Source organism: Comamonas terrigena NBRC 13299, assembly GCF_006740045.1.
Classification (GTDB): Bacteria; Pseudomonadota; Gammaproteobacteria; order Burkholderiales; family Burkholderiaceae_C; genus Comamonas; species Comamonas terrigena.
This window is the reverse complement of record NZ_AP019749.1, coordinates 4383655-4410169: the sequence shown is the minus strand read 5'-3', so window position 1 is coordinate 4410169 and position 26515 is coordinate 4383655. Positions and strand designations below refer to the sequence as shown.

23 protein-coding genes and 2 pseudogenes are annotated in these 26515 nt (G+C 67.7%); 15 read left to right on the top strand and 10 right to left on the bottom strand.

Annotation, left to right across the window (positions count from 1 at the left end; genetic code table 11):
- Positions 1–29 precede the first annotated feature (29 nt).
- The 4 genes from lptA (at position 30) to CT3_RS19945 (ending at position 4287) form a co-directional block, all read left to right on the top strand.
- A complete protein-coding gene (gene lptA, locus CT3_RS19960; RefSeq protein WP_066541483.1) occupies positions 30–671 on the top strand; it encodes a lipopolysaccharide transport periplasmic protein LptA in 642 nt (213 codons plus the stop codon).
- Entirely contained in the window at positions 668–1447 is a 780-nt protein-coding gene (gene lptB / locus CT3_RS19955; protein WP_098065964.1) for an LPS export ABC transporter ATP-binding protein, read from the top strand. The genes lptA and lptB overlap by 4 nt, the downstream gene beginning before the upstream one ends.
- Before the next feature lie 56 nt (positions 1448–1503).
- The gene (locus tag CT3_RS19950; RefSeq protein ID WP_066541479.1) at positions 1504–3069 is read left to right on the top strand and encodes an RNA polymerase factor sigma-54; all 1566 of its coding nucleotides are present in this window, start codon (positions 1504–1506) and stop codon (positions 3067–3069) included.
- A gap of 204 nt (positions 3070–3273) precedes the next feature.
- The gene (locus CT3_RS19945) at positions 3274–4287 is read left to right on the top strand and encodes a ribokinase (protein WP_066541476.1); all 1014 of its coding nucleotides are present in this window, start codon (positions 3274–3276) and stop codon (positions 4285–4287) included.
- Between the two features lie 51 nt (positions 4288–4338).
- Here the strand turns inward: CT3_RS19945 and CT3_RS19940 are convergent, their stop codons facing one another.
- Positions 4339–4710, bottom strand: a complete 372-nt coding sequence (locus CT3_RS19940) for a hypothetical protein (RefSeq protein ID WP_083520633.1) — start codon at positions 4708–4710, stop codon at positions 4339–4341.
- 140 nt (positions 4711–4850) lie between these two features.
- Here CT3_RS19940 and CT3_RS19935 point away from each other — a divergent pair, with 140 nt between their 5' ends.
- Positions 4851–6155 (top strand): THUMP domain-containing class I SAM-dependent RNA methyltransferase, encoded by a 1305-nt coding sequence (locus tag CT3_RS19935; protein ID WP_066541475.1) that lies wholly within the window; start codon positions 4851–4853, stop codon positions 6153–6155.
- On the top strand, positions 6152–6652 hold the full coding sequence (locus CT3_RS19930; protein WP_066541473.1) for a PIN domain-containing protein: 501 nt from the start codon (positions 6152–6154) through the stop codon (positions 6650–6652). The genes CT3_RS19935 and CT3_RS19930 overlap by 4 nt, the downstream gene beginning before the upstream one ends.
- Here the strand turns inward: CT3_RS19930 and fos are convergent.
- A pseudogene (gene fos / locus CT3_RS19925) lies at positions 6653–7065 on the bottom strand (fosfomycin resistance glutathione transferase). It abuts the gene before it with no gap.
- A gap of 269 nt (positions 7066–7334) precedes the next feature.
- Between fos and CT3_RS19920 the strand changes: the two are divergent.
- Positions 7335–7652, top strand: coding sequence for a DMT family transporter (locus tag CT3_RS19920; RefSeq protein ID WP_066541472.1), 318 nt, complete (start codon positions 7335–7337; stop codon positions 7650–7652).
- On the opposite strand, the gene CT3_RS19915 is transcribed toward CT3_RS19920, so the two are convergent.
- Positions 7615–8325 (bottom strand): hypothetical protein, encoded by a 711-nt coding sequence (locus CT3_RS19915; RefSeq protein WP_066541471.1) that lies wholly within the window; start codon positions 8323–8325, stop codon positions 7615–7617. The two genes, CT3_RS19920 and CT3_RS19915, sit on opposite strands and share 38 nt — an antisense overlap.
- A gap of 141 nt (positions 8326–8466) precedes the next feature.
- Between CT3_RS19915 and CT3_RS19910 the strand changes: the two genes are divergently transcribed.
- On the top strand, positions 8467–9612 hold the full coding sequence (locus CT3_RS19910) for a 3-deoxy-7-phosphoheptulonate synthase (protein ID WP_066541466.1): 1146 nt from the start codon (positions 8467–8469) through the stop codon (positions 9610–9612).
- Positions 9613–9710: 98 nt separating this feature from the next.
- Here CT3_RS19910 and CT3_RS19905 read toward each other — a convergent pair whose 3' ends face one another.
- Positions 9711–9965, bottom strand: a complete 255-nt coding sequence (locus CT3_RS19905) for a hypothetical protein (protein WP_066541465.1) — start codon at positions 9963–9965, stop codon at positions 9711–9713.
- Between the two features lie 190 nt (positions 9966–10155).
- On the bottom strand, positions 10156–11163 hold the full coding sequence (locus CT3_RS19900) for an isopenicillin N synthase family dioxygenase (RefSeq protein ID WP_066541464.1): 1008 nt from the start codon (positions 11161–11163) through the stop codon (positions 10156–10158).
- 557 nt (positions 11164–11720) lie between these two features.
- Here CT3_RS19900 and CT3_RS19895 point away from each other — a divergent pair.
- Positions 11721–12752 carry an ABC transporter substrate-binding protein gene (locus CT3_RS19895; RefSeq protein WP_066541462.1) on the top strand — a complete coding sequence of 344 codons (1032 nt, stop codon included), beginning with the start codon at positions 11721–11723 and terminating at the stop codon, positions 12750–12752.
- The gene (locus tag CT3_RS19890; protein WP_083520632.1) at positions 12749–13294 is read left to right on the top strand and encodes a nucleoside deaminase; all 546 of its coding nucleotides are present in this window, start codon (positions 12749–12751) and stop codon (positions 13292–13294) included. Before CT3_RS19895 ends, CT3_RS19890 begins: the two co-directional genes overlap by 4 nt.
- 97 nt (positions 13295–13391) lie before the next feature.
- On the opposite strand, the gene CT3_RS19885 is transcribed toward CT3_RS19890, so the two are convergent.
- Both CT3_RS19885 and CT3_RS19880 read right to left on the bottom strand, forming a co-directional pair.
- Positions 13392–13712 (bottom strand): heavy metal-binding domain-containing protein, encoded by a 321-nt coding sequence (locus CT3_RS19885; RefSeq protein WP_066541461.1) that lies wholly within the window; start codon positions 13710–13712, stop codon positions 13392–13394.
- 132 nt (positions 13713–13844) lie between these two features.
- Entirely contained in the window at positions 13845–14804 is a 960-nt protein-coding gene (locus CT3_RS19880; RefSeq protein ID WP_066541460.1) for a carbon-nitrogen hydrolase family protein, read from the bottom strand.
- A 632-nt stretch (positions 14805–15436) separates the two neighbouring features.
- Here CT3_RS19880 and CT3_RS19875 point away from each other — a divergent pair.
- The 4 genes from CT3_RS19875 to CT3_RS19860 all read left to right on the top strand — a co-directional run bounded on the left by CT3_RS19875 (position 15437) and on the right by CT3_RS19860 (position 19646).
- The gene (locus CT3_RS19875; RefSeq protein ID WP_066541458.1) at positions 15437–16075 is read left to right on the top strand and encodes a response regulator; all 639 of its coding nucleotides are present in this window, start codon (positions 15437–15439) and stop codon (positions 16073–16075) included.
- A gap of 164 nt (positions 16076–16239) precedes the next feature.
- Entirely contained in the window at positions 16240–16626 is a 387-nt protein-coding gene (locus CT3_RS19870; RefSeq protein ID WP_066541457.1) for a hypothetical protein, read from the top strand.
- Positions 16627–16764: 138 nt separating this feature from the next.
- Positions 16765–18225 carry a metal-dependent hydrolase family protein gene (locus CT3_RS19865; RefSeq protein WP_066541582.1) on the top strand — a complete coding sequence of 487 codons (1461 nt, stop codon included), beginning with the start codon at positions 16765–16767 and terminating at the stop codon, positions 18223–18225.
- A 176-nt stretch (positions 18226–18401) separates the two neighbouring features.
- Positions 18402–19646: a GGDEF domain-containing protein gene (locus CT3_RS19860; protein WP_083520631.1), complete on the top strand. Its 1245-nt coding sequence runs from the start codon at positions 18402–18404 to the stop codon at positions 19644–19646.
- 114 nt (positions 19647–19760) lie between these two features.
- On the opposite strand, the gene CT3_RS19855 is transcribed toward CT3_RS19860, so the two are convergent.
- Positions 19761–20564 carry a PhzF family phenazine biosynthesis protein gene (locus CT3_RS19855; protein ID WP_066541456.1) on the bottom strand — a complete coding sequence of 268 codons (804 nt, stop codon included), beginning with the start codon at positions 20562–20564 and terminating at the stop codon, positions 19761–19763.
- A gap of 157 nt (positions 20565–20721) precedes the next feature.
- Positions 20722–23337 carry a hybrid sensor histidine kinase/response regulator gene (locus CT3_RS19850; RefSeq protein ID WP_066541581.1) on the bottom strand — a complete coding sequence of 872 codons (2616 nt, stop codon included), beginning with the start codon at positions 23335–23337 and terminating at the stop codon, positions 20722–20724.
- 315 nt (positions 23338–23652) lie between these two features.
- Here CT3_RS19850 and CT3_RS19845 point away from each other — a divergent pair.
- A pseudogene (locus CT3_RS19845) lies at positions 23653–24978 on the top strand (dicarboxylate/amino acid:cation symporter).
- A gap of 160 nt (positions 24979–25138) precedes the next feature.
- Here CT3_RS19845 and fahA read toward each other — a convergent pair.
- On the bottom strand, positions 25139–26410 hold the full coding sequence (gene fahA, locus CT3_RS19840) for a fumarylacetoacetase (RefSeq protein ID WP_066541455.1): 1272 nt from the start codon (positions 26408–26410) through the stop codon (positions 25139–25141).
- Positions 26411–26515 lie beyond the last annotated feature (105 nt).

Below are 26515 nucleotides of genomic sequence, written 5' to 3'. Positions count from 1 at the left end.
CAATGGCTGCAAGATTCATGCCTTCTCACATGACACGCAAACTCCTCCCGATACTCGCGCTTACGGTCCTGGCAGCTGCCATGGGCACGGCACAGGCCGAAAAGGCCGATCGCAACAAGCCCATGAACATCGAAGCCGATGCGCTGCACCATGACGAGCTGCAGCAGGTCAGCACGTTCACGGGCAATGTGGTGCTGACCAAGGGCACCATCGTGCTGCGCGGCGCCAAGCTGGAAGTGCGCCAGGACGCCGAGGGTTACCAGTTCGGCAAGGTCTGGGCGGCCCCCGGCAAGCGCGCGTTCTTCCGCCAGAAGCGCGACACCCAGCCCGGTGCACCCGAAGAGTACGTGGAAGGCGAAGGCGAAATCATCGAGTACGACGGCAAGAAGGACGATGTGCGCCTGATCCAGCGGGGCCAGCTGCGCGGCTACACCGGCGCCACGCTGAGTGACGACATCACCGGCAACATCATCACCTACAACAACCTGACCGATGTGTTCACCGTGGACGGCAACCGCCGCGCCACGCCGGGCAGCGAGGAAGCTGCGGCCGGCTCCGGTGGCCGCGTGCGCGCCGTGCTGGCGCCCAAGACCCAGCCCCCGCAGGCCCCGGTGGCGCCGAGTGCGCAGCCGCTCAAGCCTTCGGACACCATGAAATCGCGCAACCCGTGACCCGCTCTTCCGACACCCCGACCGCCCCAGGCGCCAGCAGCCGCCTGGAAGTGCACCATCTGGCCAAGTCCTATGGCAGCCGCAAGGTGGTCAAGGACGTGTCCCTGGCCGTGCAGAAAGGCGAAGTGGTGGGCTTGCTCGGCCCCAATGGCGCGGGCAAGACCACTTCGTTCTACATGATCGTGGGCCTGGTGCGCAGCGATGCCGGCGATATCTACATCGACGGCCACTCGGTGGCGAACATGCCCATCCACCAGCGTTCGCGCCTGGGTCTGTCCTACCTGCCGCAGGAAGCCTCCATCTTCCGCAAGCTCAGCGTGGAAGACAATGTGCGCGCCGTGCTGGAGCTGCAGCAGGATGAACAGGGCAAGCCCCTGACCAAGGCCGAGGTGGAGCGGCGCCTGACCGATCTGCTCAAGGAACTGCGTGTGGACCACCTGCGCTCCTCGCCGGCGATTGCGCTGTCGGGTGGCGAGCGCCGCCGCGTGGAAATCGCCCGGGCCCTGGCCACGCAGCCGCGCTTCATCCTGCTGGACGAGCCGTTTGCGGGTATCGACCCCATCGCGGTGATCGAGATCCAGCGCATCATCGGCTTCCTCAAGGAGCGCGGTATCGGGGTGCTGATCACCGACCACAACGTGCGCGAGACGCTGGGCATCTGCGACCACGCCTTCATCATCAGCGACGGCCATGTGCTGGCGCAGGGCACACCGGAAGAGATTGTGGAGAACGCCGACGTCCGGCGGGTCTACCTGGGCGAACATTTCAGGATGTAGCCCGTCACTTCCGCCGCCACGACACACACACAAGATCACAGAGAGGGAGCGTCGCGTTGAAGCCTGGTTTGTCACTGCGGGTGTCGCAGCATTTGGCGCTGACGCCGCAATTGCAGCAGTCGATCCGCTTGCTGCAGCTGTCCACGCTGGAGCTGGCGCAGGAAGTCGAGCAGATGCTCGACGACAACCCGTTTCTGGAAGTCGACAGCGACGACGCCCCCCGCGAAGACTTCGGCCTGTCCCAGTCGGACACGCCGGCGCAGGGCGATGACTATGCCGCCGATGGCGCGCTGACGGCAGGGGCTGCGGAGGCGCCCGCCGACAGTGCGGAAGGCCCCGGCAGCACGGAATACGATGCCCCCGACTGGGAGGGCGACGGCACCAGCGAACTGCGCCCCGATGACAGCGAATGGGGCGGCGATGCCCCGGCGCGCAACGCCCAGGGCGGCGATGGCGACGAGGTCAGCGCCCTGGATCTGGCCCGTGCACATGAATCGCTGACCGACCACCTGCTGCGCCAGTCGCTGTCGCTGCACCTGTCCGAGCTGGACCGCTATGTGCTGCGTTTCCTGATCGAGAACCTGAATGACGACGGCTACCTCGAAGAGTCGCTGCAGTCCCTGGCCGAGGGCCTGGCCGGCACGGACGATCCAGAGCAGCTCGACGAGCTGGTGCACCGCTTCACCGTGGCACTGCGGCTGCTGCACAGCCTGGAGCCGGTGGGCGTGGGCGCCCAGGGGCTGGCCGAATGCCTGCAGTTGCAGCTGAACCATCTGCTGCAGCGCGGTGAGGCCGAGGCCAGTGTGGTGGAGACGGCGCTGACCATCTGCGCCCAGCCGCTGGACCTGCTGGCCCGGCGCGATGTGCGCCGCCTGATGCAGGCCACCGGCAGCAGCGAAGAGCGCACCCGCATGGCCATGGCACTGATCGCCCGGCTGGAGCCCCGGCCCGGCCGGCGCTTTGTCAATGTGGAGCGCAACATCATCGTGCCGGACGTGATCGTCACCCGCGCCGGCCGCCGCGCCAGCGAAGGCACACCCCAGTTCAACGTGCAGCTCAACCCCGACGTGCTGCCGCGTCTGCGCGTGCACGATGTGTATGCCGGTGCGCTGCGCGGCCACAAGGGCAGCGAAGGCCATGCCGGCCTGCAGCAGCGCCTGCAGGAAGCCCGCTGGTTCATCAAGAACGTGCAGCAGCGTTTCGACACCATCTTGCGGGTGTCGCGCGCCATCGTGGAGCGGCAGAAGAACTTCTTCGTGCACGGCGAGCTGGCCATGCGCCCGCTGGTGCTGCGCGACATCGCCGACGAACTGGGCCTGCACGAATCCACCATCAGCCGGGTGACCACCGCCAAGTACATGGCCACGCCGCACGGCACCTTCGAGCTCAAGTATTTCTTCGGCTCCGGGCTGGGCACGGAAACCGGCGGCAATGCCTCCAGCACCGCAGTGCGGGCGCTGATCAAGCAGTTTGTCTCGGCCGAGAACGCCAAGAAGCCGCTGTCGGACAGCCAGATCGCCGAAATGCTCAAGGAGCAGGGCATCGAGTGCGCCCGCCGCACCGTGGCCAAGTACCGTGAGGCGCTGAAGATCGCGCCGGCCAATCTGCGCAAGACGCTGTAAGCGCAGCGGGGCTGCAGAGGGCGGCGGGGCGCCCGGTGAGGCCACGGCCCGCGGTGGCGGAACCCCTGCGTGGCATGCTGCGCTGCCGCAATCCCCCAGACCCGTGCAAACCGGCTGGGCAGCGCCGGCAGTTGGAGGTATCGTGCAGCCATCCTTGGTTCATTCCGCACATGCCACGGCCGTTGGCAGCAAAGGAGACCCCCCATGGTTGCACCGCTTTCTTCTTCCGCGCTGCCTCGCAAGCTGCTGTCGGCGCAGCCCGAACCCGACCACCCGCACAGCGTGGCCCGCATCGCCGTGGTGGGAAGCCTGCACATGGATGCGGTGCTGCACTTGGAACGCGTGCCCCGGGCCGGGGAAACCGTGATGGCCCACAGCCTGCGCTACCTGCCTGGCGGCAAAGGCGGCAACCAGGCCGTGGCCTGCGCACGCCACGGCGCCCAGGTCACGCTGTTTGGCTGCGTAGGCCGCGACCACCATGGCAACAGCCTGCGGCTGGCGCTGCACGACGCCGGCGTGGACATGGACCATGTGCAGGTGCTGGACGGGGTCTCTACCGGTGCGGCCATGGTGCTGGTGGAGGGCAATGGCCAGAACCGGATCTGCGTGGTGCCCGGCGCCAATGTGCTGCTGGAGCTGCCGGATGAGGCGCTGCTGAACGTGCTGGCCCAGGCCGATTTCGTGCTGCTGCAGCGCGAGACCTCGGACAGCGTGCTGGAGCAGGTGCTGGAGGCAGCACGCAGCGCCGGCTGCCGCGTGGTCTTCAACCCTTCACCGGTGCGCGAGCTGCCTGAAGCCTGGTGGCCCCTGGTCCACACCCTGGTGGTCAATGAGGTCGAAGCCGCCGCCTACAGCGATCAGGTGGTGGACAGCCCGGCCACGGCAGCCGACGCCGCCCAGCGCCTGCTGGCACGGGGCGTGTCCCAGGTGGTGGTCACGCTGGGTGCTCAGGGGGCGGTGGCCGTCTGCGGCGGGCGTGTCAGCACCCATCCCGCGCTGGCGCTGCCGGTGCTGGACACCACGGGGGCGGGCGACAGCTTTCTGGGGGCGCTGGTCACCCGGCTGGCCGAAGGCCATGCCCTGGGCGATGCCGTGCAATGGGGCATACGTGCCGCCAGCCTGTGCATGGGCCAGGTGGGCGCCCAGCCTTCCATACCGCAGCGGGCCCAGGTCGAAGCCCTGGCCGGTGGCGTGGCCAGCCCGCTGCATGTGCAGTAGGCGGCGGGGCGAGCGCGCCAGCCGCCGTGCCGGGCTGCAGGCGTGCCGTGCTCAGCGGGTGCTGCCGTCGCAGTAGGCGTGCCAGCCCGCCGGGGTGTTTTCAAAGCCGCGCTGCAGGGCCAGCTCCCAGGGGCGTTCGCAACTCTTGGTGCGTTCGCACCAGGCATGGCCGGTGGAAGGCTTGCAGCCATGGCTGTCGGTGCGCTTGCCCAGAATCGGCGGCTCCGGGGTTTCGTCCAGCGGCTGGGGTTCGGCCACGGCAGGCGCAGTGGCTGCGGCGGGCATGGCCTGGCCGGCGGTGGCAGGCGCTGCCGGCTGGGTGGGCGCGGACTGGCAGGCGCTGAGCAGGGCCAGGGCCGAAGCAGCCAGCAGCAGGCGGACACGGGCCAGTGCCGGGACAGAGGTCAGGAAATGCGTAGACATGCCCGCATCGTACGCAAATCCCGGCGGTGCGGAGTGTCCGGGAGGCCAGCAGGGGAGCCTGGACGGTCCGGACAGGGGGGACGCAGAAACTCCACCGCGCGCCGTGGCCGGGGTGTCTCGCGTATCCTTGGCGGCTTGCTATGAACCAATTGCACCTGTTTTTGCCCTGCGCCGCCGGCGTCGAGGGCTTTTTGGCCGACGAGGTCCACGCCATCACCGGCGCCACCGGGCAAGACCTGCTGGTGGGCCGGGGCGGCGTGATGCTGCGCGGCATGTGGCGCGACGCCCTGCTGCTCAACCTGCACAGCCGGCTGGCACAGCGCGTGCTGATCGAGCTGTCGCACAGCATGTACCGCAACGAGAACGATCTGTACCGCGCGGCCAGCGAGGTGGCCTGGGAGATCTGGTTTTCGCCCCAGGAGACCTTCAAGATCGAGGTCACGGCCCAGCACAGCCCGCTGACCAGCCTGAACTTTGCCGCCTTGCGCGTGAAGGACGCCATTGCCGACCGCTTCCGTGCCAAGCGCCACGGCGTGCGCCCCAGCGTGGAGACGCACCACCCCGATGTGCGCGTGCACCTGCACCTGACCACCGACGGCGCCACCATCTATATCGACACCTCGGGCGAAGCGCTGTTCAAACGCGGCTGGCGCGAGGACAAGGGCGACGCCCCGCTGAAGGAAACCCTGGCCGCCGCCATGCTGGCCGCCAGCGGCTGGGACCCGCATGGCGACAACCCGCAGCCGCTGTACGACCCCTGCTGCGGCAGCGGCACCGTGGTGATCGAGGCCGCGCAGATTGCGCGCAAGATTCCCGCCGGCATTCTGCGCCGCTTTGCGTTCGAGAAGCTGGTGCCGTTCCAGCGCCATGTCTGGGAAGCCATGCTGGATGAGGCGGAAAGCGCCATCCTGCCCGAGTCGCCCGTGGGCATTTACGGTTCCGACATCGCCTTCCGGATGGTGGACTTTGCCCAGCGCAATGCCGAACGCGCCGGGGTGGCCGACACCATCCAGCTGCGCGGCGGTGATGCGCTGCAGCGCATGCCGCCCTGCGAGCAGCCGGGCATGCTGATTCTGAACCCGCCCTATGGCGAGCGGATCGCCGCGGCCGGTTCCGCCGGCCGCAATGCCGCCGAGCGCATGGGGCAGGTGGAGCGCGCAGGCCGTGAAACCGCGCAGACCGAAGACGGCGGCGAGTTCTTCAGCCAGCTGGCCAGCCACTGGAAGAAGAACTACAGCGGCTGGAGCGCGTGGATGCTGACGCCCGACCTCAAGCTGCCCGGCAAGATGCGCCTCAAGGAATCGCGCCGCACGCCGATGTGGAATGGCCCGATCGAATGCCGTCTGTTCTGCTTCGATATGGTCAAGGGCTCGACCAAGCCCCGCAAGCAGGACAGTGCCTCCGGCGCTCCGCAAGGCCCTGGGGCCGAAGGGCACGGGGCATGAAAATCGCTCCGTTGCGCTGGCCGTCCTGCAACGACGGCTATGCCGGTCCGCTGCCGCGTCCCATGGTGCTGGACACCAATGTGGTGCTGGACATGCTGATCTTTGACGATCCGCACATTCCCTCCATCCGGGAACTGGTCGCCCGGGGCGAAGTGCGCTGGATTGCCGACCAGGCCCAGCGCATCGAGCTGGAGCGCGTGCTCCACTACAGCCAGATCGCGCCGCGTGTCAGCTACTACGGCAAGACGCCGCAAGGTGTGATGGCGGACTTTGACGCGGCCGTCGAATACGTGGCCGAGGCGCCCAAGATCCGCTTCACCTGTACCGATCCGGACGACCAGCATTTCCTGGATCTGGCCAGCCTGCACCAGGCGGTGCTGGTCAGCAAGGACCGCGCCGTGCTCAAGCAGCGCAAGCGCGTGGCCACGCACTACGGTGCGACGGTGGGCAATGTGGTGGTGCTGGACGCCGCCGAGCCGGCCGCAGCAGCGGCCTGATCAGTCAAAGAACTGCATGCCCGCATAGGGCTGCAGCCGGCACTGCGCCAGCCGGCTCTCCAGCGTGCCCACATGGGCTTCCAGCGCGTGGCCGTCGGGGTCCAGAAAGTAGAAGGAATCGCCTTCGCTGCGGTTGGTCTTCCATTCGCACACGCCCAGGGCACGGGCGTGCGCAACAAAAGGCGCAAAGTCGGCCTGGGACAGGCTGAAGGCGTAGTGGGTGTAGTCCGGCGGGGTGCTGGCGGACACGCGCCTCGCATCCGGTGACAGGCAGATCCACAGACTGCCCAGCGTCAGATATGCCCCCCATCCCAGCGCGCATGCAGGCGGCAGCCCAGCACCTGGGTGTAGAAGTCCAGGCTGCGCGGCAGACCGGTCACGGCCAGGGTCAGGTGGTTCAGTGTGGTCAGCATGGGGTGGCGTGGGGATGGCTGGGGCGTGCGCAAATACCTTTTCATCCTAGGGCAGTGGGCGCCGGCCGCTCACCTTTTTGCGGACGACTGTGGCGTGCCAACCACCCATGCGCGGCCGGGCCATGCGGACGGTCTGTGCCCACGGCCGCTGCTGCGGCTAGGATGACCATGTTTTCGGTGTGCAGGGACGGCCCTGCACCGCTGGCCCCTGCGGGGCAGCCGCCGCTTGCTGGGACGACCCGGCCATGCAACCGTTTCAGGAGTGGTTTATGGCATGGGTGTATCTGTTGATCGCAGGCGTTCTGGAAGTGGTGTGGGCCTTCACCATGAAGCAGTCCCACGGGTTCACCAACCTCAAATACAGCGCCATCACCCTGGTGGCAATGATCGCCAGCTTTGGTCTGCTGTCGGTGGCCATGCGCACGCTGCCGCTGGGCACGGCCTACACCATCTGGACCGGCATCGGTGCCGTGGGCGCCTTTGTGGTGGGCATCACCGTGCTGGGGGAGCAGCTCAGCGCCCTGCGCATGCTGGCCGCCGTGCTGATCGTCAGCGGTCTGGTGCTGATGAAGCTGTCTGCGGAGTGACTGCCTGGGCGGTGTTCTGGACCAAGTCCACAGTGGCCTCGGGCATGGCAGGGGTTTCCAGTGCCACGAGGCAGCGCTGCAGCCACAACGCCAGTTGCCGCTGGTAGAGGGCGGGGTCCATGGCATCGCTGTGACGGGGCAGGTGGTAGGCCTTGCCCTGGGCCGCCAGCGCGGCCGTGGCCAGGCAATAGAAGTCGGGTGTGGCCTGCAGGTGCACGATGTCCGCCCATGCGGTACGGGCCTGCCGGGGAGGGTGGCGTCCGGCGTGCACCAGGGTGAAGCCCTGTGCATCCAGCAGCAGGCGCCAGCGGCCTTCCTCGCGCTGCAGTGCGGTCTGCAGCATGCTGCGTGTCAGCCGCTGGTGCAGGCCTTGCAGGGGCGGCTGGCGGCCGGTCTGGCGGGCGCTCACGCCGCCCAGCAGGCGCGGGGCGTAGCGCCGCCACAGCAGGGTGAACAGCAGCACCCACACCAGCATGGCGATGTACGACTCCGCCAGCAGGCCTGCGCCCAGGCACAGCCAGTAGAGCAAGGGGCTGAGCCAGCGGCTCTGCCAGTGCGCCACGTGGGCGACGGCGCGGCGTTGCTGCCCGTGCAACCGCGCGATCTCGCGCTGCAGCGCGGCCTCCAGGCGGATGGCGGTGTGGGCAGGGGTGATGGTGAACTGCAGTTCCATGGGGTGGTGTTCAACGGGGCAAGCGGGGGGCAGTGCGGCCAGAGTCGGAGCGCAGTCTAGCGGGAGTGGGGCCGCCAGCCTGCCCGTGCCCGCACGCCAGGTCATCGCCAAGGGAGAAGCGCATGGCGCGACAATAGCGGGATGACTTCCTCCACGACGCCCCTGCCTCCCACTGCTGCAACGGTCCGCAAGGCCGTGCCCGCCTCTCCCAAGCTGACCACGCTGGACAAGACCCGTGTGGACGATACACGCATCAAGATCGTGCGTCCGCTGCTGACGCCGGCGCTGCTGGAAGAGTGGCTGCCGATCACCGAGCAGGCGTATGCACTGGTGGAGTCCAGCCGCGCCGCCATCTCGCGCGTGCTGCACGGCCAGGATGACCGCCTGGTGGTGGTGGTGGGGCCGTGCTCCATCCACGACCACGACCAGGCCATGGACTATGCCCGCCAGCTCAAGGTGCACGCCGATGCACTGCAGGACGATCTGCTGATCGTGATGCGCGTGTACTTCGAAAAGCCGCGCACCACGGTGGGCTGGAAGGGCTATATCAACGACCCGCACCGCGATGGCAGCTTTGCCGTGAACGAAGGGCTGGAGATGGCGCGCCGCCTGCTGCTGGATGTGCTGGAGCTGGGCTTGCCGGCGGGCACGGAGTTTCTGGATCTGCTGTCGCCCCAGTTCATCAGCGATCTCGTCAGCTGGGGCGCCATCGGTGCCCGCACGACCGAAAGCCAGAGCCACCGCCAGCTGGCCAGCGGCCTGTCCTGCCCCGTCGGTTTCAAGAACGGCACAGATGGCGGCGTCAAGGTGGCCAGCGACGCCATGCTGGCCGCAGCGTCCAGCCATGCCTTCATGGGCATCACCAAGATGGGCCAGAGCGCCATCTTTGAAACACGTGGCAACCAGGATTGCCACATCATTCTGCGCGGCGGCAAGGCGCCCAATTACGACGCGGCCCATGTGCAGGCCGCGTGCGAGCTGCTGGAAAAGAGCGGCCTGCGCCCGCAGGTGATGGTCGATCTGTCGCATGCCAACAGCAGCAAGCAGCACCGTCGCCAGATCGACGTGGCCGCCAATGTGGCGGAACAGGTGGCGGGTGGCGATGCCCGCATCACCGGCGTGATGATCGAAAGCCATATCCACGAAGGCCGCCAGGACATCGTGGACGGCGCCGAGCTGGCCTATGGAGTGTCGCTGACGGACGCCTGCATCAGCATGGAGCAGACCGTGCCCGTGCTGCAGCAGCTGGCAGCCGCGGTGCGCGCACGCCGGGCGCACCAGGCCTGAGCGGGTGGGCGCTGCCATGCACCGCCGTGACGCAGCGGCAGTGCCGCGGCCATGGCCGTAGCGTGGGCGCCTGCATGCCGTGCATTCGCTGATGCCGCTCACTCCGCGGGCGCCAGGTCCTGGTCCGCTTCCACGGCGGACGTGCTCGTGGTGCTCTGGGCTGGGTCGGGCGGCGCGGGCTGCAGCCAGATGCCGCTGAACAGTGCCAGGGCCGCGATGACGGCGGCCGCCACCAGCAACTGGCTGTGGTAGCGCAGGTGCAAAGGGGGCACCGAGGCCTGCGGGTGGGAGCGCGCATGGAGCCGGAAGTGCAGGCGGTCATGCGCCCGGTGGGCGTGGAGGGTGTGGCGCATGGCAGGGCTCCGTAGCGACGTGCTGCAGTTATGCGCCGTTTATCCCCTGCTGTGGCGTGGGAGCCTGTGAGGCTGCTGTGTAGGAAAAGCATGTGCCCGTGCCGCGCCTGCCAGTGCCCAGGCCCACCGGGTGCCCGCCGCGCTGGCCGAGCCCGCATCCGGGGGCGGACACGGGCGCTGCCGGGTTTTCTCAGTACTTGTTGGAGAAGTTGGCGCTGATGCGCTGCTTCAGGTACTCGGCGGCGGTGATATCGGGGTATTTGCCGCTCTTGCTGTGGATGAGCACGTCCTCGTCGGCCTGGCAGAAGAAGGCCAGGCTGTAGCGGTCGCCCTGGTATTCATGCGCAGCGGGGTTCTTCACACGATGGAAGTTGGAGGGCAGCTGGTCATCGCTCCAGCGCATCAGCATGTCGCCGATATTGCAGGTGATCACGCCTTCCATGGGCTCCACCGGGGTCCAGGCACGGCCTTCCATTTCCTTGCCGGGCAGCACCTGCAGCCCCCCTTGGCCGGGGCGCTGGAAAAGCAGGGTCAGGCAGTCGAAGTCGGTGTGCGCACCGGCGCGCCAGGCGCCGGGTTCCTGGCCGGGTTGGGGCGCAAAGTAGCGCAGCATGCGCAGCGTGCTCTGGTAGTGCGGGCTGGCCGGGTTGTGGGCGCGGGTGAAAAAGTCGCGCTCCATGCCCAGCTTGTCGGCAAAGCAGGACAGCACGCGCATGCCCACGGCCCAGCATTGCGCCTCGAAGCCCAGGGTGTCGGCCTGAAATCCGGGCAGTTCGGCCTCGGTCGGCCACAGGCCGGCCATGCGCGGGCGGGTGACCTGGTAGCTTTCCTTCAGGTCGGCCTTGCCCGTGGAGGGGCGGATCTGCGCACGGCTTTCCCAGCCGGCGTTGCGCGCCAGCGGCCACTGGGCCTTGGTGGTTTCGGCCTGCGCAAAGAAGGCGGCAGAGCGGGCGAATGCCGCATCGATGTCGGCCTGGGCAATGCCGTGGTGGCTGACCTGGAAGAAGCCGATTTCCACCGCAGCGCTCCACAGCTGCTCGGTGATTTCGGCGCGGCGGGCCTCGAAGTCGCTCAGATCGATCACGCGCACTTCGCGCGCCACGGTCGTGCCTTCGGTGCCCATGGTGGATTCCTTGCGCAGTTCTTCCAGCGCGAAGTCGGAGGGGGCGGGGGGAGTGGTGGTGACAGGGTTCAGCATGGCTGGCTTTCCAAAACAGGGAGCAGGTGAGTGCTACGGTGTGGTGAATGCCCCAGGCTGGGTGGCCGTGCACGCTGCTGGTGCAGCGGTCTTGCAGGTGGCGTCCAGCCCTCAGGCGCGGCGCACGGTGCGGGGGCTTCCCGCCACCGTGCGGCCTGAGCAATTTCCTGCCCGCCCCCTGTGGTACAGGGGACGGTGCTGAACGCTTCTACTCGTGCGCTGCACATGCATGCACAAGCTGTGCCAGCGTGCCGGACCGGGTGCCGGGGCGTGCCGTGCACCGATGGCATGGCGGCCCGATTCCGTGGCGGCGGTCCGGCGCAAAGTTGCGGAAGTTTTTGCGCTGCATCAAACATCTGGCACGGCAAATGCTTGCAGCGCCGAACGAGTAGAAGCGTTCAGCGCAAGGCGGCTGTATCCAGCCGCCAACGCCCGGAAATTGCTCAACCTGCCTTGCCACCACCGTTGCAAGGGAGCAGGTTGTGGCATGGGCGCGGGCCCGGTTGCTTTCTGCTTTCCGGCGGCGGCGTGGCACCCACGATCCCAGGAGATTTGTCATGCAACGCCGCCACTTCCTCTCCAGCGCCTGTGCGCTGACCGCTGCTTCCGCTCTGCCGCTGGCCGTGCACGCCCAGGCCAAGGCCCTGCAGCCGCTCAAACTCACGCTGGATTTCAAGTTCAGCAGCCAGACCGCGCCCTTTGTGCTGGCCGCCGCCAAAGGCTATTACGCGGCCGAAGGCCTGGAGGTGCAGATCGATTCCGGCTCCGGCTCGGTGGCTTCCATCACCCGTGTGGCTTCCGGTGCCTACGACTTGGGCCTGGGCGACATCAGTGCACTGATCGAGGCCCATGCCAAGGCCGAGACCGCGTTGCCGGTGCAGGCCGTCTACCAGTACTACAACCGCGCGCCGTTTGTCATCATCGGTCGCAAGGACCGGGGTGTGGGCACCAGTTTTGCCAGCCTGCAGGGCAAGAAGGTAGCGGCGGCGGCAGTGGAGTCCACCCGCCGCAGCTGGCCCATGGTGGCCAAGCAGCAGAAGCTGGGCGCCGATCTGTTCCAGTGGGTGACCACCGATTTCTCCGCCCGCGACAACGTGGTGGTGCGCGGTGATGTAGATGCCGCCACCTATTTCCACGATTCCGCGGTCTCGCTGTTCCAGCGCATGCCGCCGGCCCAGCTGAGCGTGCTGTCCTATGCCGATGCCGGCGTGCACCTGTATGGCAATGCGGTGCTGGCTTCCACCAAGCTGATGCAGGAGCGCCCCGAAGCGCTGAAAGGCTTTTTGCGTGCCACGCAGCGTGCCCTGGTGGAAATGCTGGCCAACCCCCAGGCCGGCCTGGATGCCGTACGCCAGCGTGACCCGCTGCTGCGCGCCGATCTGGAAGCCGCGCGCTGGGCCATCACCCGCGGCTACCTGGCCACCGCCGAGACGCAGGCTGCCGGCCTGGGCCGCATCGTGCCTGCGGTGCTGAAGCAGCAGATCGCCGAGGTGGGCGAGACCTTTGCGCTGGGCCAGCTGCCGGCGCCCGAGAAACTGTGGAACACCGCCTTCCTGCCGACCGCCGTCAAGCAAGGGAGCGCTGCATGAACGCCGTTGAAAACATTTTTGCAGGCCCGCCAGGCGGACAGGCGGTGCTGGCCGCCGAGCAGGCTGTGGACGAACGGGACGGCCGCTATCTGCGCCAGGCCATCGCGCTGTCGCGCACCGCGCGCGAGCGGGGCAACCGGCCTTTCGGTTCGGTCATCATCGGTGCCGATGGGACGGTGCTGGGCCAGGGCTGGAACAGCAATGGCGAAACCGGTGATTGCACGGCCCATGCCGAGGTGCAGGCCATCCGCTACGCCTGCCAGCGCCACGACCGCGCCACGCTGGAGACGGCCACCATCTATGCGTCCGGCGAGCCCTGTGTGATGTGCGCCGGCGCCATCTTCTGGGCCAATATCCGCCGCGTGGTCTATGGCATCGACGACCGCCGCCTGCGCGTGTTCCGCGGCGAGCGCCTGGACCAGCGCGACGTGGAGCTTTCCTGCCGCGATGTGTTCCGTGCGGCGCCGTTTGCCATGGAGTGCACCGGCCCGTCCCTGATCGACGAAGCCACGGCCCCGCATGTGGGGGCGTGGAAGGCGTAAGCGGAGCGCGCGGGGTGGATGGCTGTTTGAGGGGATGTGCCGCGCCGGTTGAAAAATCCTTTTCAGCCGGCCGGGCGCACCACTTTGCGCACCCGCGTCACTGCACCACCACGGCCGTGCCGCTGGCGCTGACCATCAGCATGCCGTTGCCCTGGCCCAGCACCTCGTAGTCCAGGTCCACGCCGACCACGGCGTTCGCGCCCAGGGCGGCTGCGCGCTCCTGCAGTTCGCGCAGCGCAATCTCGCGTGCCTTCTGCAGCTCGCGTTCATAGGTGGCGCTGCGCCCGCCCACCAGATCTCGGATGCCAGCAAACATGTCCTTGAACATATTGGCGCCCAGGATGGCTTCGCCGGCCACCACCCCGCAATACCGGGTGATGGATTGGCCTTCGATGCTGGGGGTGGTGGTCACGATCATGGCGGCAGCTCCTGGCAGGGTTGAACAAGACCGGGACCATGGGCCCCGGATGCCGGCAGCTTAGCAGCTGGGGCATGGAACCCGTGCCACTGGATGCGGCCTTGCGCCGTTCCGGTGCACGCCACTGCGGCTTTATTGCCCGTGGCCAGGCTGCAGATCCACGGCGCGCTGTGCGGCGGTGTGCACGCGCAGCTGGAAGACATCGGGCCGCGCGTAGTGGCCCACCGGGTCGAAGTCCATCTGCATGCGCGGAATCTCGTCCAGATCGATCTCGGCGGTCAGCAGGGCGTCCTCGCCATACACCGGTCCGGCCAGGATGCGCCCGGCCGGGCTGATGATCACGCTGCCGCCGCGCATCAGCACCGTGTCGTCGGCGGCCGGCAGGCGGTTGTGCATGGCATCCATGGGGAACTGGCTGCGGCGCAGGTGCTGGCAGGCCGACAGCACAAAGCAGCGTCCTTCCATGGCGACGTGCTGCATGCTGCTGACCCAGGTGTCGCGGTCGTCCGCGGTGGGCGCGCAGTACAGGGCCACACGCTGCTGGTACATGGCCATGCGCAGCGCGGGCATGTAGTTTTCCCAGCAGATCACCGCACCCAGCTTGCCGTGGGGCGTGTCGATGGCCTGCAGCGTGGAGCCGTCGCCATAGCCCCAGACCAGGCGTTCCAGCGCCGTGGGCATCAGCTTTCGGTGGTGGCCCAGCACCGTGCCATGGCCATCCGCGCCGCGGCCCAGGTAGGCGGCGGTGCAGTACAGCGTGCCGCCGTCGCGCTCGATGATGCCCACGCACACGGTCAGGTCCAGTTCGCCCGCGGTCTGGGCCAGGGCCGCCAGCTCGGGGCCGTCCAGCGTGACTGCGGCTTCGTAGTACTTCTGGTAGTCGGCCCGGCCCTCGGGCGTGCGGGCGCCGATGAAGATGTGGAAGTCCGCCCCCTTGGGGTAGCCGCCGATATAGGCCTCGGGAAACACCAGCACCCGGGCACCCTGGCGGGCGGCCTCGTGCATCAGGCGCTGGGCCTGGGCCACGGTGGCGGCGGTATCGAACAACACGGTGGCGGTCTGTGCCACGGCGACGGTCACATTGCGGGTCATTGCGGTCCTCCTGAACAGATGCCTGCCAGTGTGGACAGTCGCGGCGCTGCAACACAGTCACCTGGGCGGCGTTGTGCGGGTTCTCCCCCGGGGACCGACGGCATGGTGGCCGCTGCGTGATGCTGCTATGCACAAATTTGGATTGTGGTTTATACTTAGGTCTACGGGTTAACACTTATCGGGTTTGACCCTAGGAGTGGCCGTCGAGATGCAGCCATTCCCACCCTCAGTGGAAGTGCATCTCTCCGTAGCATTACGAAAGAAGGTCTGTCATGCGCCAAGCTATCAACTCTCTGATCAACTTCATCCACGAAGCCCGCGAGGCCCACCTGGAAGTCGCCAGCCAGTAAGCCCCTGCGGCTTGCCGCGCCCGCCGCGCGGTCACTTCCCGGCGGACAGGGTGCCCTGGCGGCACCCCAGCAATATGCCCTTCAGCACCGGCTGCAGGGCATTTTTGTTGCCTGCTGCCGTTCGGCGGCAGGCCGAAGGGGCACAACCATGCGGTCTGCTCCAGAACTCTGAATGTCAGTGATGGGGCTGGGTGGCGGCGGATCGTGCGGCGCGCGCTGCCCGGGATGGTTTTTTGTGCTGCGTCGTCGTCGCTGCCGCTGGGCATGGCAGACTTGCCCTCCATGTCCGCCCCCACGCTTCTCGTCGCCGACGACCACCCGCTGTTTCGCGCCGCCGTGATGCATGTACTGCGCGAACGCCTGCCGCAGTACGCCATTGTGGAAGCCGCCAGTGCCGCCACCCTGGGCGCCGCGCTGCAGGCCCACCCCGAGGTGGAACTGGTGCTGCTGGACCTGGCCATGCCCGGTGCGCGCGGCTTTTCGGTGCTGCTGCATGTGCGTGGCGAGTACCCGGAGATCCCGGTGGTCATCATCTCCTCCAATGACCACCCCCGTGTCATCCGCCGTGCCCAGCAATTCGGGGCGGCGGGCTTCATCCCCAAATCCACACCGGCCGACACCATGGGTGCGGCACTGGACGCGGTGCTGGCCGGAGACAACTGGTTTCCCCCCATGGTGGCCGAACGCTCCGAGGCCGATGCCGCACTGGCCGCCCGCCTGGCACAGCTCACGCCCCAGCAGTTCCGTGTGCTGCTGTGCCTGGCCGACGGCTTGCTGAACAAGCAGATCGCCCATGAACTGGGCCTGGCCGAGAACACCGTCAAAGTGCATGTGACGGCCATTCTGAAAAAACTGGAATGCTATTCACGCACCCAGGCCGCGGTGCTGGTCAAGAGCCTGGAAAACGACCAGGATATGTGAGGCCGCTGTGGTGGCAGGTCGGCTGCCACCGGTCCGGTCTCCGCGTCCACACCCGTCGGGGGCCGGCGTTGCGTCCGTGCGGGATCCGCTACAGTCCGGATGCCCCTGTGCGGGCAAAACGCGCCATGGCCGCCATTCGGCGTTATCGTGTGGTGATGTTGCAAATGAAAAAAGCCATCTCCCTGGGTGCGGCCTGCGCTGCGGTCGCTTTGTTCATGCCTCTGGGCGCACAGGCCCTGTCGCTGGGTCCGTTGAACCAGTCGGTGCTGCTGCACATCCCTGCCCGGGACGTGCCGGATTTCCGTGCCTTCATCGGCAAGGCCTTGAATGAAGGCCAGGCCGGCGTGGCCCAGGAATGGAACAGCAGCGCCCGCAGCAGCAAGCAGCCCGTGAAGGTGCAATTGACGCCGGGTGCCACCGTCGCCACGCAGTCGGCCGGCCAGTGCCGTCTGCTGTCGGCCAAGGTCAGCCAGCGCCAGCAGACCGAGAGCTGGAACGTCTGGTTCTGCCTGCAGGCCGACGGCGCCTGGAAGATCAGCGGTCTGGAATAAACGCCGAACACGGCGGCGCGGTGGACGCGCCCAGGTGCCAAACGGGGGTGGGCCACGGCGTGGCCCGCTTGTGGTTTTCCCTCCCGCGCCACCGTGTGCGGGGCAGATTTTTCCTGTCTGCAGCAAAGGATGGTGCATATGACGTTTCCCGCCGGTTCCGCCTCTTCTTTGCCCTGGCGCCTGGGCCCCATCCGCGCCTTGGCCTGCCCCTGCAGCAGTGCCATGTGCCAGCGTCTGCACCACCGGGTGAGTGAAGATCTGTCGCGCCGCCGCTTTCTGGGCGGCATGGCGGCCATGCTGGCACCGTTTGCCCTGCCGGGCACGGCTGCGGCTGCCAGCGATGACCGCCCGCTGCTGTTGACGAATCTGCGCCTGTTCGATGGCACGGGCAAGCCGGTGCGCCATGGCGTGCAGGTGCTGGTCCAGGGCCAGAGGATCGCCGATCTGCTGCCCGCCGCCGCCACGGTGGAAGGTGCACGGGTGCTGGATTGCCAGGGCAAGCTGGTCATGCCCGGCCTGATTGATGTGCACTGGCACACCATGCTGGCGGGCGTCTCGCAGATGGTGGCCATGACAGCCGATCTGGGCTATCTGTACCTGGTGGCGGCGCAGGAGGCGCAGCGTACGCTGCTGCGTGGTTTTACCTCGGTGCGCGACGCAGGCGGGCCGGCGTTCGCGCTCCAGCGCGCCATCGATGAAGGCCTGGTGGCTGGGCCGCGCATCTTCCCCAGCGGGGCCATGATTTCGCAAACGTCGGGCCACGGGGATTTCCGCCTGCGCAGTGATCTGCCGCGCGCCGACGGCGCACCGATGAGCCTGGTGGAGAACACCGGCGTGGCCATGATCGCCGACGGCGAAGCGCAGGTGCTGCGCCGTGTGCGCGAGCAGCTGATGCTGGGGGCCACACAGATCAAGATGCTGGCCGGCGGCGGGGTGGCCTCGCAGTACGACCCGCTGGACAGCACGCAGTTCACGGAGCGCGAGCTGCGCGCCGGCGTGGAGGCGGCCAGCGACTGGAACACCTATGTGATGGCGCATGTGTACACCTCCAAGGGCATACAGCGGGCCATCCGCGCCGGGGTGAAATGCATCGAGCACGGGCAGCTGGCCGACGAGGCCACCGTGCGCATGATGCGCGACGAAGGCGTGTGGTGGAGCCTGCAGCCCTTTTTGCAGGACGAGGACAGCAACCCCTATCCCGACCCTGCCCGCCGTGCCAGCCAGAAGCAGGTGGCCGAAGGCACGGTCAACGCCTATGCCATGGCGCAGAAGTACAGTGTGCATACCGGCTGGGGGACGAACATTCTGTTCAACCCCAAGAACACGGCTGGCCAGGGCCGGCATCTGGCCAAGCTGACGCGTTTCTACGATCCGCTGACCCTGCTGGGCCAGGCCACGGGGACCAATGGCGCACTGCTGGCGCTGTCGGGTGAACGCAATCCCTACCCCGGCATGCTGGGCCGCATTGCCCAAGGCGCCTGGGCCGACCTGCTGGTGGCCGATGGCGACCCGGCGGTGAACCTAGACTTTCTGGCCGATCCCGGGCAGCACCTGCGTGTGATCATGAAAGGCGGCCAGATCCACAAGAACACGCTGTAAAAGCTGCGGCGCGGCCGGTTCCGCGCGCCCCGTGCGCTCCGAGCGCCTGGTGGTCGGGGCCAGACGCACAGCCCACTGCCACAGGGACGGCGGCCCCACCGCCAGCAGGGGTGTCAGCCCAAAATGTCACAATAGGAAACATTAATCCCCGCCATTGCCCTGCCCGTGCTTTGACTATGACCCCGCCCGATTCTCCTGCGAACACGACGGACAGCCGCCTGCTGTGGGGGCCCGAAGCGGCGGGCGACACCGACTATGCGGCGCGGTGGCGGCGGCGCACCTGGCAGCTGCATGGCTCCGTCGTGCTCAGCCATCTCTATGCGCTGCTGCTGTTCGTCGGCCATGCCTGGGCGGGCTATGCACCCTGGCAGGCGCTGGGCTGGTATGCGCTGTGGATTGGGGCCGGCATGGGCTTCATCACTTGGGCCTACGCCAGTGGCTGGAGCCAGACCCGGCGCGATCCCGGCATGTTTCTGGCGCACCAGCTGATTGCCATCAGCGGCACCCTGGGCCTGTGGATGGCCGCGCCCCAGGTGGCCTTCCAGGCCATGGTCATGCTGCTGGCCTTCAGCGCCGACGGCTTTCTGGCGCGACGGCGCACCAGCTTCTGGATGACCTGGGGCTGCACCCTGGTGGCCGTGGCCGCCATCGTCTACGTCCTGGGCCCGCAGATGCGCATGACCACCGACACCCCCGCCGGCCAGCTGCTGGCTGTGGCGGTGATGGTGGGGGGGGTGTTCCGCTGCAGCCTGCTGGTCACCTATTTTCGCGGCATGCAGTACCGGCTGCGCGGTGCCCATGACCAGCTGGCCGGCGCACTGGCCCGGATCGAAAGCCTGGCCCGCAGCGACGAACTCACCGGCGTGGCCAACCGCCGCGGCGTGATGGAGCGGCTGCAGCAGGCCCAGCAGGCCGTGGAACGCCAGGGCACGCCGCTGTGTGTGGCGCTGCTGGACATCGACCACTTCAAGCAGATCAACGACCGCTACGGCCACGACGGTGGTGACACCGTGCTGCGCGCTTTCGGCCAGTTGCTGGCCGCCCAGGTACGTGCCATCGACTGCGTGGGCCGCTACGGCGGAGAAGAATTTCTGCTGGTGCTGCCCGGCACCACGCCCAGCCAGGCCCAGGTGCTGCTGGAGCGCGTGCGCCAGCACATTGCCGAGCTGCCCTGGGCCCAGCTGGTGCATGCCGACCTGCAGGTGCACTGCACTGTGGGCCTGAGTGCCTACCGCCTCGGCGAACCGACGGAAGCCGTCATCTCCCGGGCCGACGCGGCGATGTATGCCGGCAAGGCAGCCGGGCGCAACCGCATCGTGCTGGAGGATGCACCGGCGCTGGCCCCCGCGGGGTTGCCTCCAGCCGGCGTGCCGGAAGGGACTGCGGCGCAGAGGGACCCAGCTTCAGCGAAAGTGGAGTGAGTGCGTTGGAGCACTGCAGTACCACGCGCGGGTGCGCGAACCGCTGTGTGCCGGGGCTGGTAACCGACCGGCTGCAGGGTTCGCCCTCGGCCGCATGCGGCCGATGGGCCCGCGTCAGACCGTGATCGTGCCGCTCAGATAGCGGGCACAGTGGCCCGACACCTGCACCGTGGTGTCGCCCACCTCGCAGAACAGCGTGCCCGTGCGCAGCGAGACCTGGTGGCCCACCAGGCTGTTTTTGCCCAGTTGTCCGGCCCAGTAGGGGGCCAGTGCCGCGTGGATGGAGCCGGTGACTGGATCTTCAACCCCGCCATTGGCCGGCCAGAAATAGCGGCTGACAAAGTCATAGGGTGCGCCGGCTGGTGCCGGGGCGGTGACCACCACATCCAGCGGTCCCAGCATGGTGAGCTTGTCCAGATCCGGCTGCACCTGGCGCACATCGGCTTCCGAGGCATACACCGCCACATAGGCCTGCTGATTGACCAAGTAGGCCAGCGGGCGCGGGGTGAGTCCGTCGATCAGCGCGGCCGGCGGGGCCTCCACGGGCCGGGCATCCCGGCGGGGGAAGGTCATCTGGATGCGTCCTTCGGCCTCCTGTGTGGCCGTGACGTTGCCGACGGCCGCCGCCCAGAACGTGATGCTGCGCAGGGCGGCATCGGCCGCGAACAGCACGAATGCACTGGCCAGCGTGGCATGGCCGCAGAAGTCGATTTCCTTGAGCGGGGAGAACCAGCGGATCTCAAAGGCGGAGCGTTCGGCGCTCCAGACCAGGAAGGCGGTTTCCGACAGATTGTTCTCGGTGGCGATGGCCTGCAGTGTGGCGGCAGGCAGCCAGGCCTCCAGCGGCACAACGGCCGCCTGGTTGCCCTTGAAACGCTCGGGGGTGAAGGCGTCGACGATGTGGATGGGCAGTTGCATGTACACGGAACCGGATAAGGGGTTTTTCTATGCGCCGCAGCGGGGAGGCCACAGGCGCGCGCACGACGGATATCCAGTCCGGCATTCTAGGATGCGCCTTCGCTGCAGCTTTTCGGCACCCATGCGCGGTGCGTTCCGCTCCGCGGCCTTACCTGCCTTATCCGCCTTCCCGCCCCCGGACCAGGGTCTGGCTCATCAATGCCCGCAGCGCCGGCGGCCGGACCGGCTTGGCCAGAAATCCCCAGCCGCGCTCGGCGGCCTGGCGGCGCAAGGTGGCGTCGCGCTCGGCGGTGAGCAGGATAACGGGGGGCGCACTGCCCCAGCGTTCGCACAGCTGGGTGTAGACATCCGGGCCGTAGAACGCGCCCAGGTGCACGTCCAGCAGCACCAGCTGGGGGGCATTGCCGGGGGCGGCCTCGGCCAGCGCTTCGGGGGCACCGCCGGCAAAAGGCAGCTGGCAGCCCCAGCGTTGCAGCAGGGCGCAGGTGGCGGCGCGGGTGGACGGGTCGTCTTCCACATACCAGGCGCAGGCACCGTGCAGCGGGCCGGTGTCCGGTTGCTGCACATGGCTGGGCACGGGCTGCGGGGCCAGCGCGGTGGCGTCCCCTAGCGGCACGGTGACCCAGAACACGCTGCCCTTGCCCAGCTGGGAGCGCAGGCCGATCTCGTGGCCCAGCAGGCGGCCCAGGCGCTCGACGATGGCCAGGCCCAGGCCGGTGCCGCGGTCGTCGGCGTGGCCTTCGTCCAGGCGGCGGAATTCCTCGAACACCTCCTGCTGCAGGCTCTCGGGAATGCCGGGCCCCTGGTCGTGCACCTCGATGCGCAGCTGCTGGCCGACGCGGCGGCAGCCGACGACGATGCGGCCCTTGCGCGTGTAGCGGATGGCGTTGGAGACAAAGTTCTGCAGGATGCGGCGCAGCAGCGCCTCGTCGCTGTGCACCACATAGTGCGTGGGCAGGCAGCGCAGGGTCAGGCCTTCGCTTTCGGCCTGCATGCCGAAGTTGTTCTGCACCACTTCCAGCAGGGCGTTCAGCGCGAAGTCACGCACATGGACTTCCAGCTGGCCGGACTCCATGCGCGCAATGTCCAGCAGGCTGGTGAGGATGGCGTCCTGCGAGGCCAGGGCCTGGTCGATGCTGTGCGCCACCTGGCGGCCGGCTGCGTCGTGCAGGTGGCCGGGCAGCAGGCTGGTGTACATGCGCGCGGCATTCAGCGGCTGCAGCAGGTCGTGCACGGCGGCATTCACAAAACGGGTCTTGTAGCGGTTGGCGCGCTCGGCCTCCTGCTTGGCGGCATCCAGATCGCGGGTGCGCTCGGCAATGCGTTTTTCCAGCGTGTCCGCCAGGGAGCGCAGTTCGCGCGCCGCGTTCTTGTAGCTGGTGATGTCGGCGTAGCTGGTGACAAAGCCGCCGCCGGGCAGTGGATTGCCGCGAATCTCCAGCACCGTGCCATCGCCCTTGGCGCTTTCGTGCAGATGGGGCTTGCCGCTGCGCAGATGCTGCAGGCGGCGCTGGATGGCACCTTCCATCGGGCCGCTGCCCAGCAGACCGCGTCGGGCGTTGTGGCGCAGCAGGTCTTCGATGGGATGGCCCACGCGCATCAGCTCGGCCGGATAGCGGAACAGTTCCACGTAGCGGGAGTTCCAGGCCACCAGGTTCAGGTCGGCATCGATGATGACCACGCCCTGGGGCAGGTGCTCCAGGCTGGGGGAGAGGCCGGTGTCGGTGGTGCGGGCGGCCTGCTGGGCGGCCTGCAGAATGCCGTCCTGGGCGGTGCGCAGTTCCTGGGCATGCTGGTGCAGCACGGTTTCCAGCTCCTGGCGGCTGCGCAGGCGCAGGCGGGTGATACGCTGGCGCTGGCGCACAAACAGCCACAGCAGGCACAGCGCCAGCCAGGCGCCGCCGGCGGCGGCGGCGGCCCAGCGGCTGGTGGTGCGACTGGCATCGGTGTTGTGCAGCAGGTGCAGCTGCCAGCGGCTGGCGGGCAGAAGCTGGGTGTGCCACAGAGTGCGGCCGGGCAGTGCCGGCTCCTGCAGCCGGGCCAGGGTGCCGCCATGGTCCAGCTGCTCCTCCACCTTGTAGCGCAGCGGGCGCAGCGGCTGGTTGGCGTACTGGCGGGTGGCGGCCAGCTCGGCCTCGTCGGCCGCGCTCAGCGGCTGCAGCAGGCGGTAGCGCCAGTCATCGCCGCTGGCCAGAAAGACCACGCCGTGCGCATCCGATGCCAGCACCGTGTCGGGCACCTGCAGCCATTCGCTCTCCAGCTCGTGCAGCAGGATCTTGATGGCCACCAGGCCGGTGATGCGGCCGTGCTCGTCTTCGATCGCGCGCGACAGAAAGTAGCCGGCCAGGCCGGTGGTCATGCCGATGCCGTAAAAGCGCCCGCTGCCCTGGGCCAGGGCCTGCTGCACATAGGGCCGGAAGCTGTAGTCCTCGCCCACATTGCTGCGCGCATCGCGCCAGTTGCTGGCGGCCAGAGCCTTGCCGTGCAGATCGATCAGGGTCAGCGTGGAGGCCTGGCTGACGCCGTTGGCCAGCTCCAGCTTGCGGTTCAGATGGTCCACCTGGGACGGGCTGAGCGGCTGGTCCAACGCCTGGTGCAGGGCGCTGCGCAGTTCGGGGTCCAGCGAGAGCACTTCGGGCAGGGTGCGGTAGCGGTCGATGCGCTGGGCCAGTGCCTGGGCGTACAGGCCCAGCTGGCGCTGCACGTTTTCACTTTCACCGCGCAGTGCATGCTGCCAGGCCAGCTGGTAGGCCAGGGTCATGCACAGGCACATGCCGCCCAGCAGGATCAGCAGGGTCCAGGCCGGGTGGCGGCGGGGCGAGAACAGGTTGAAGGAGCTCACGGTGTGGTGCGGTGCAGTGGCGCCGGTGGGCGCGAGAAGGGCGGAACGGCAGGCCTGACCCCAGCCCGGCGTGGCCTGGGGGTGACATGGTGTATTAGGTGTTTACCCTTGGTTGTCTGCATTTTGCCTAGGGAAGCCTCTGCGTCTAATACCAATAGGTTATCGGCACGGAAAACGGACCGCAGTCCAATGCGGGCAGTGGTGCACCGAGGTGGTGCATTTTTTGCGTTTTCAGGAGCCTGCGTCATGCACGCCATTCCCACCGAAACCATCCAGACGCTGCGCAAGCCGTTCTACCGCCAACTGTACTTCCAGGTGGTGTTCGCCATCATCATCGGCGTGCTGCTGGGCTATTTCTAGCCCGCCTACGGCGAGGCCATGAAGCCGTTTGGCGATGCCTTCATCAAGCTGATCAAGATGATCATCGCGCCGGTGATCTTCTTGACCATCGTCACCGGCATCGCCAGCATGACGCACCTGAGCGCTGTGGGCCGCGTGTTCGGCAAGGCCATGGCCTATTTCCTGACCTTCTCCACGCTGGCGCTGGTGGTGGGCCTGATCGTGGCCAATGTCATGCAGCCCGGTGGCGGCATGCACATCAACGTGGCCGATCTGGACCAGACCGCCGTCAAGGGCTATGTGGCCAAGACCCACGACATGACGGTGACCGGCTTTGTGATGGATATCATCCCCAAGACCCTGGTCAGTCCCTTCGTCGGTGACAACATCCTGCAGGTGCTGCTGGTGGCCGTGCTGTTTGGCGTGTCCCTGGCCCTGGCCGGCGAAGGCGGCAAGCCGGTGCTGAACTTCCTGGAATCGCTGACCAAGCCCATCTTCAAGCTGGTGAACATCGTGATGAAGGCCGCCCCCATCGGTGCCTTCGGCGCCATGGCCTTCACCATCGGCAAGTTCGGTCTGGGTTCGCTGGTCAACCTGGCCGAGCTGGTGCTGACGTTCTACATCACCTCTGCCCTGTTCGTGCTGGTGATATTGGGTGCCGTGGCCCGCTTCTGCGGTTTCTCCGTGGTCAAGCTGATCAAGTACCTGAAGGACGAGCTGCTGCTGGTGCTGGGTACCTCGTCTTCCGAATCGGCCCTGCCTTCGCTGATGCACAAGATGGAGAAGGCCGGCTGCAGCAAGTCCGTCGTTGGTCTGGTGGTGCCCACCGGTTACTCCTTCAACCTGGACGGCACGAACATCTACATGACGCTGGCGGCGCTGTTCATTGCCCAGGCCACCGACACCCACCTGACGCTGGGCCACCAGATCGCGCTGCTGCTGGTTGCCATGCTGTCATCCAAGGGCGCGGCCGGTGTGACCGGCGCCGGCTTCATCACCCTGGCCGCCACCCTGGCCGTGGTGCCCGAAGTGCCCGTGGCCGGTATGGCCCTGATCCTGGGCGTGGACCGCTTCATGTCGGAATGTCGTTCGCTGACCAACTTCATCGGCAATGCCGTGGCCACCGTGGTGGTGTCCAAGTGGGAAAATGCCCTGGACCACGACAAGCTGGACGCTGCACTGTCGGGCAACCCGGTGGAGCTCGAGGAACCCGGGCACCGCGCCCATGCCTGAGCACGGTCGGTAGCCTGCGGGCTGCTGCGCTCGGCCACTGCGTAGCAGTGCCATCCCAAAAAACCGCCCTGGCTGGGAAGCCGGAGCGGTTTTTTTATGGGGTGGTGCTTCTGGTTGCAAGCTCCCGGGCGCTGTGGCCGCGACCCGGGTTACCCGGGGCTCACCCCTGCGGGTAGGCCACCGCCGGTGCCACGGTGCTGCACAGCTCCCCGAAGCCGATGCGGATGCCGCCCTGGTGGGCCTGGGCGCTGAAGCGCAGCGTGTCGCCGTCTTCCAGAAAGCGGCGTGCTTCGCCGGTGAGCAGGTGCAGCGGCTCCTGGCCGTTGCGCGTCATCTCCAGCATGCAGCCCAGGGCATCGTGGTCGGTGCCGCTGATGGTGCCGGTGCCCAGCAGGTCGCCCACACGCAGATTGCAGCCGCTGCCGGTGTGGTGGGCGATCAGCTGCTCGAAGCTCCAGTACAGGTGCTGCAGATTGCTGCAGCTGATGGGTGTGGCACGGTCGGCGGTGCCGGGCTGCAGGCTCACGGACAGCTGCACGTCGTAGGAATGGCGCTGGGCTTGCTGCAGATAGGGCAGCACGGTGGGCTGCTGCGGCGGCAGTGCCACACGGAAGGGCTGCAGCGCGTCCAGCGGGACCACCCAGGGCGAGATCGAGGTGTGGAAGGCCTTGGCCTGGAACGGGCCCAGCGGGGCATATTCCCAGCGCTGCACCTCGCGCGCGCTCCAGTCGTTGAGCAGCACCACGCCAAAGATGGCGTCCTGTGCCTGGGCAACGGGCAGAGGCTGGCCCAGCTCCGTGTCACGGCCGATGAAGACGCCAATCTCCAGTTCGAAGTCCAGCGACTGCGTGGGCCCCCAGCTGGGCCCCTCCTTGCCGGGCAGCTGGCCGTTGGGGCGCACCACCGGCGCACCGCCCAGCATGACGCTGCTGGCGCGGCCGTTATAGCCGATGGGGATGTGCTTCCAGTTGGGCGGCAGGGCGTTGGCCGGGTCGCGGAACAGGCAGCCGCAGTTGTAGGCGTGGTTTTCCGAGGCATAGAAGTCGGTGAAGCCGCCGATGGCGAACGGCAGGTGCATCCGGGCTTCGGCCTGGGGAACCAGCAGCTGCGTGGCCTGCGGGTAGGTGGCCAGTGGCGAGCCTTCCTGCAGCAGCGCGGCCAGCTCGGCCCGCAGGGCGGTCCAGCGCGCGCGGCCCAGGGCGGCCAGCGCGTTCAGTGTGGGCTGCAGCAGGGCGTCTGCCGACACGCTGACCAGCAGACCGGCCTGGGCGGCAGCGGCCAGGTCCAGGATCTGGTCACCAATGGCCACGCCCACGCGGGGCCGGGGCGCCCGGGCGGTGTTGAAGATGCCGTAAGGCAGGTTCTGGAGCGGAAACTCCGAGTCCTGGGCGCCAGGCACAAAGGCGCGCAAAGCAAAGTCGATGGTGTGCATGGGGGATGCAAAAGAAGAGGGGGCGGGGTGGACTGGCGCGGAGGGCTCCGCGCAGTCCCGCGCGGAGTAGGGAAAGCGGCGGGTGCTGCGGTGGCGGTGCAGCAC

Excerpts from the sequence above, each read along its gene's own strand:
- lptA (WP_066541483.1), top strand. The coding sequence starts at position 30 with ATGACACGCAAACTCCTCCCGATACTCGCGCTTACGGTCCTGGCAGCT.
- CT3_RS19945 (WP_066541476.1), top strand. The coding sequence starts at position 3,274 with ATGGTTGCACCGCTTTCTTCTTCCGCGCTGCCTCGCAAGCTGCTGTCG.
- CT3_RS19940 (WP_083520633.1), bottom strand. The coding sequence starts at position 4,710 with ATGTCTACGCATTTCCTGACCTCTGTCCCGGCACTGGCCCGTGTCCGC.
- CT3_RS19935 (WP_066541475.1), top strand. The coding sequence starts at position 4,851 with ATGAACCAATTGCACCTGTTTTTGCCCTGCGCCGCCGGCGTCGAGGGC.
- CT3_RS19930 (WP_066541473.1), top strand. The coding sequence starts at position 6,152 with ATGAAAATCGCTCCGTTGCGCTGGCCGTCCTGCAACGACGGCTATGCC.
- CT3_RS19920 (WP_066541472.1), top strand. The coding sequence starts at position 7,335 with ATGGCATGGGTGTATCTGTTGATCGCAGGCGTTCTGGAAGTGGTGTGG.
- CT3_RS19915 (WP_066541471.1), bottom strand. The coding sequence starts at position 8,325 with ATGGAACTGCAGTTCACCATCACCCCTGCCCACACCGCCATCCGCCTG.
- CT3_RS19910 (WP_066541466.1), top strand. The coding sequence starts at position 8,467 with ATGACTTCCTCCACGACGCCCCTGCCTCCCACTGCTGCAACGGTCCGC.
- CT3_RS19905 (WP_066541465.1), bottom strand. The coding sequence starts at position 9,965 with ATGCGCCACACCCTCCACGCCCACCGGGCGCATGACCGCCTGCACTTC.
- CT3_RS19900 (WP_066541464.1), bottom strand. The coding sequence starts at position 11,163 with ATGCTGAACCCTGTCACCACCACTCCCCCCGCCCCCTCCGACTTCGCG.
- CT3_RS19895 (WP_066541462.1), top strand. The coding sequence starts at position 11,721 with ATGCAACGCCGCCACTTCCTCTCCAGCGCCTGTGCGCTGACCGCTGCT.
- CT3_RS19890 (WP_083520632.1), top strand. The coding sequence starts at position 12,749 with ATGAACGCCGTTGAAAACATTTTTGCAGGCCCGCCAGGCGGACAGGCG.
- CT3_RS19885 (WP_066541461.1), bottom strand. The coding sequence starts at position 13,712 with ATGATCGTGACCACCACCCCCAGCATCGAAGGCCAATCCATCACCCGG.
- CT3_RS19880 (WP_066541460.1), bottom strand. The coding sequence starts at position 14,804 with ATGACCCGCAATGTGACCGTCGCCGTGGCACAGACCGCCACCGTGTTG.
- CT3_RS19875 (WP_066541458.1), top strand. The coding sequence starts at position 15,437 with ATGTCCGCCCCCACGCTTCTCGTCGCCGACGACCACCCGCTGTTTCGC.
- CT3_RS19870 (WP_066541457.1), top strand. The coding sequence starts at position 16,240 with ATGAAAAAAGCCATCTCCCTGGGTGCGGCCTGCGCTGCGGTCGCTTTG.
- CT3_RS19865 (WP_066541582.1), top strand. The coding sequence starts at position 16,765 with ATGACGTTTCCCGCCGGTTCCGCCTCTTCTTTGCCCTGGCGCCTGGGC.
- CT3_RS19860 (WP_083520631.1), top strand. The coding sequence starts at position 18,402 with ATGACCCCGCCCGATTCTCCTGCGAACACGACGGACAGCCGCCTGCTG.
- CT3_RS19855 (WP_066541456.1), bottom strand. The coding sequence starts at position 20,564 with ATGCAACTGCCCATCCACATCGTCGACGCCTTCACCCCCGAGCGTTTC.
- CT3_RS19850 (WP_066541581.1), bottom strand. The coding sequence starts at position 23,337 with ATGTGCCTGTGCATGACCCTGGCCTACCAGCTGGCCTGGCAGCATGCA.
- fahA (WP_066541455.1), bottom strand. The coding sequence starts at position 26,410 with ATGCACACCATCGACTTTGCTTTGCGCGCCTTTGTGCCTGGCGCCCAG.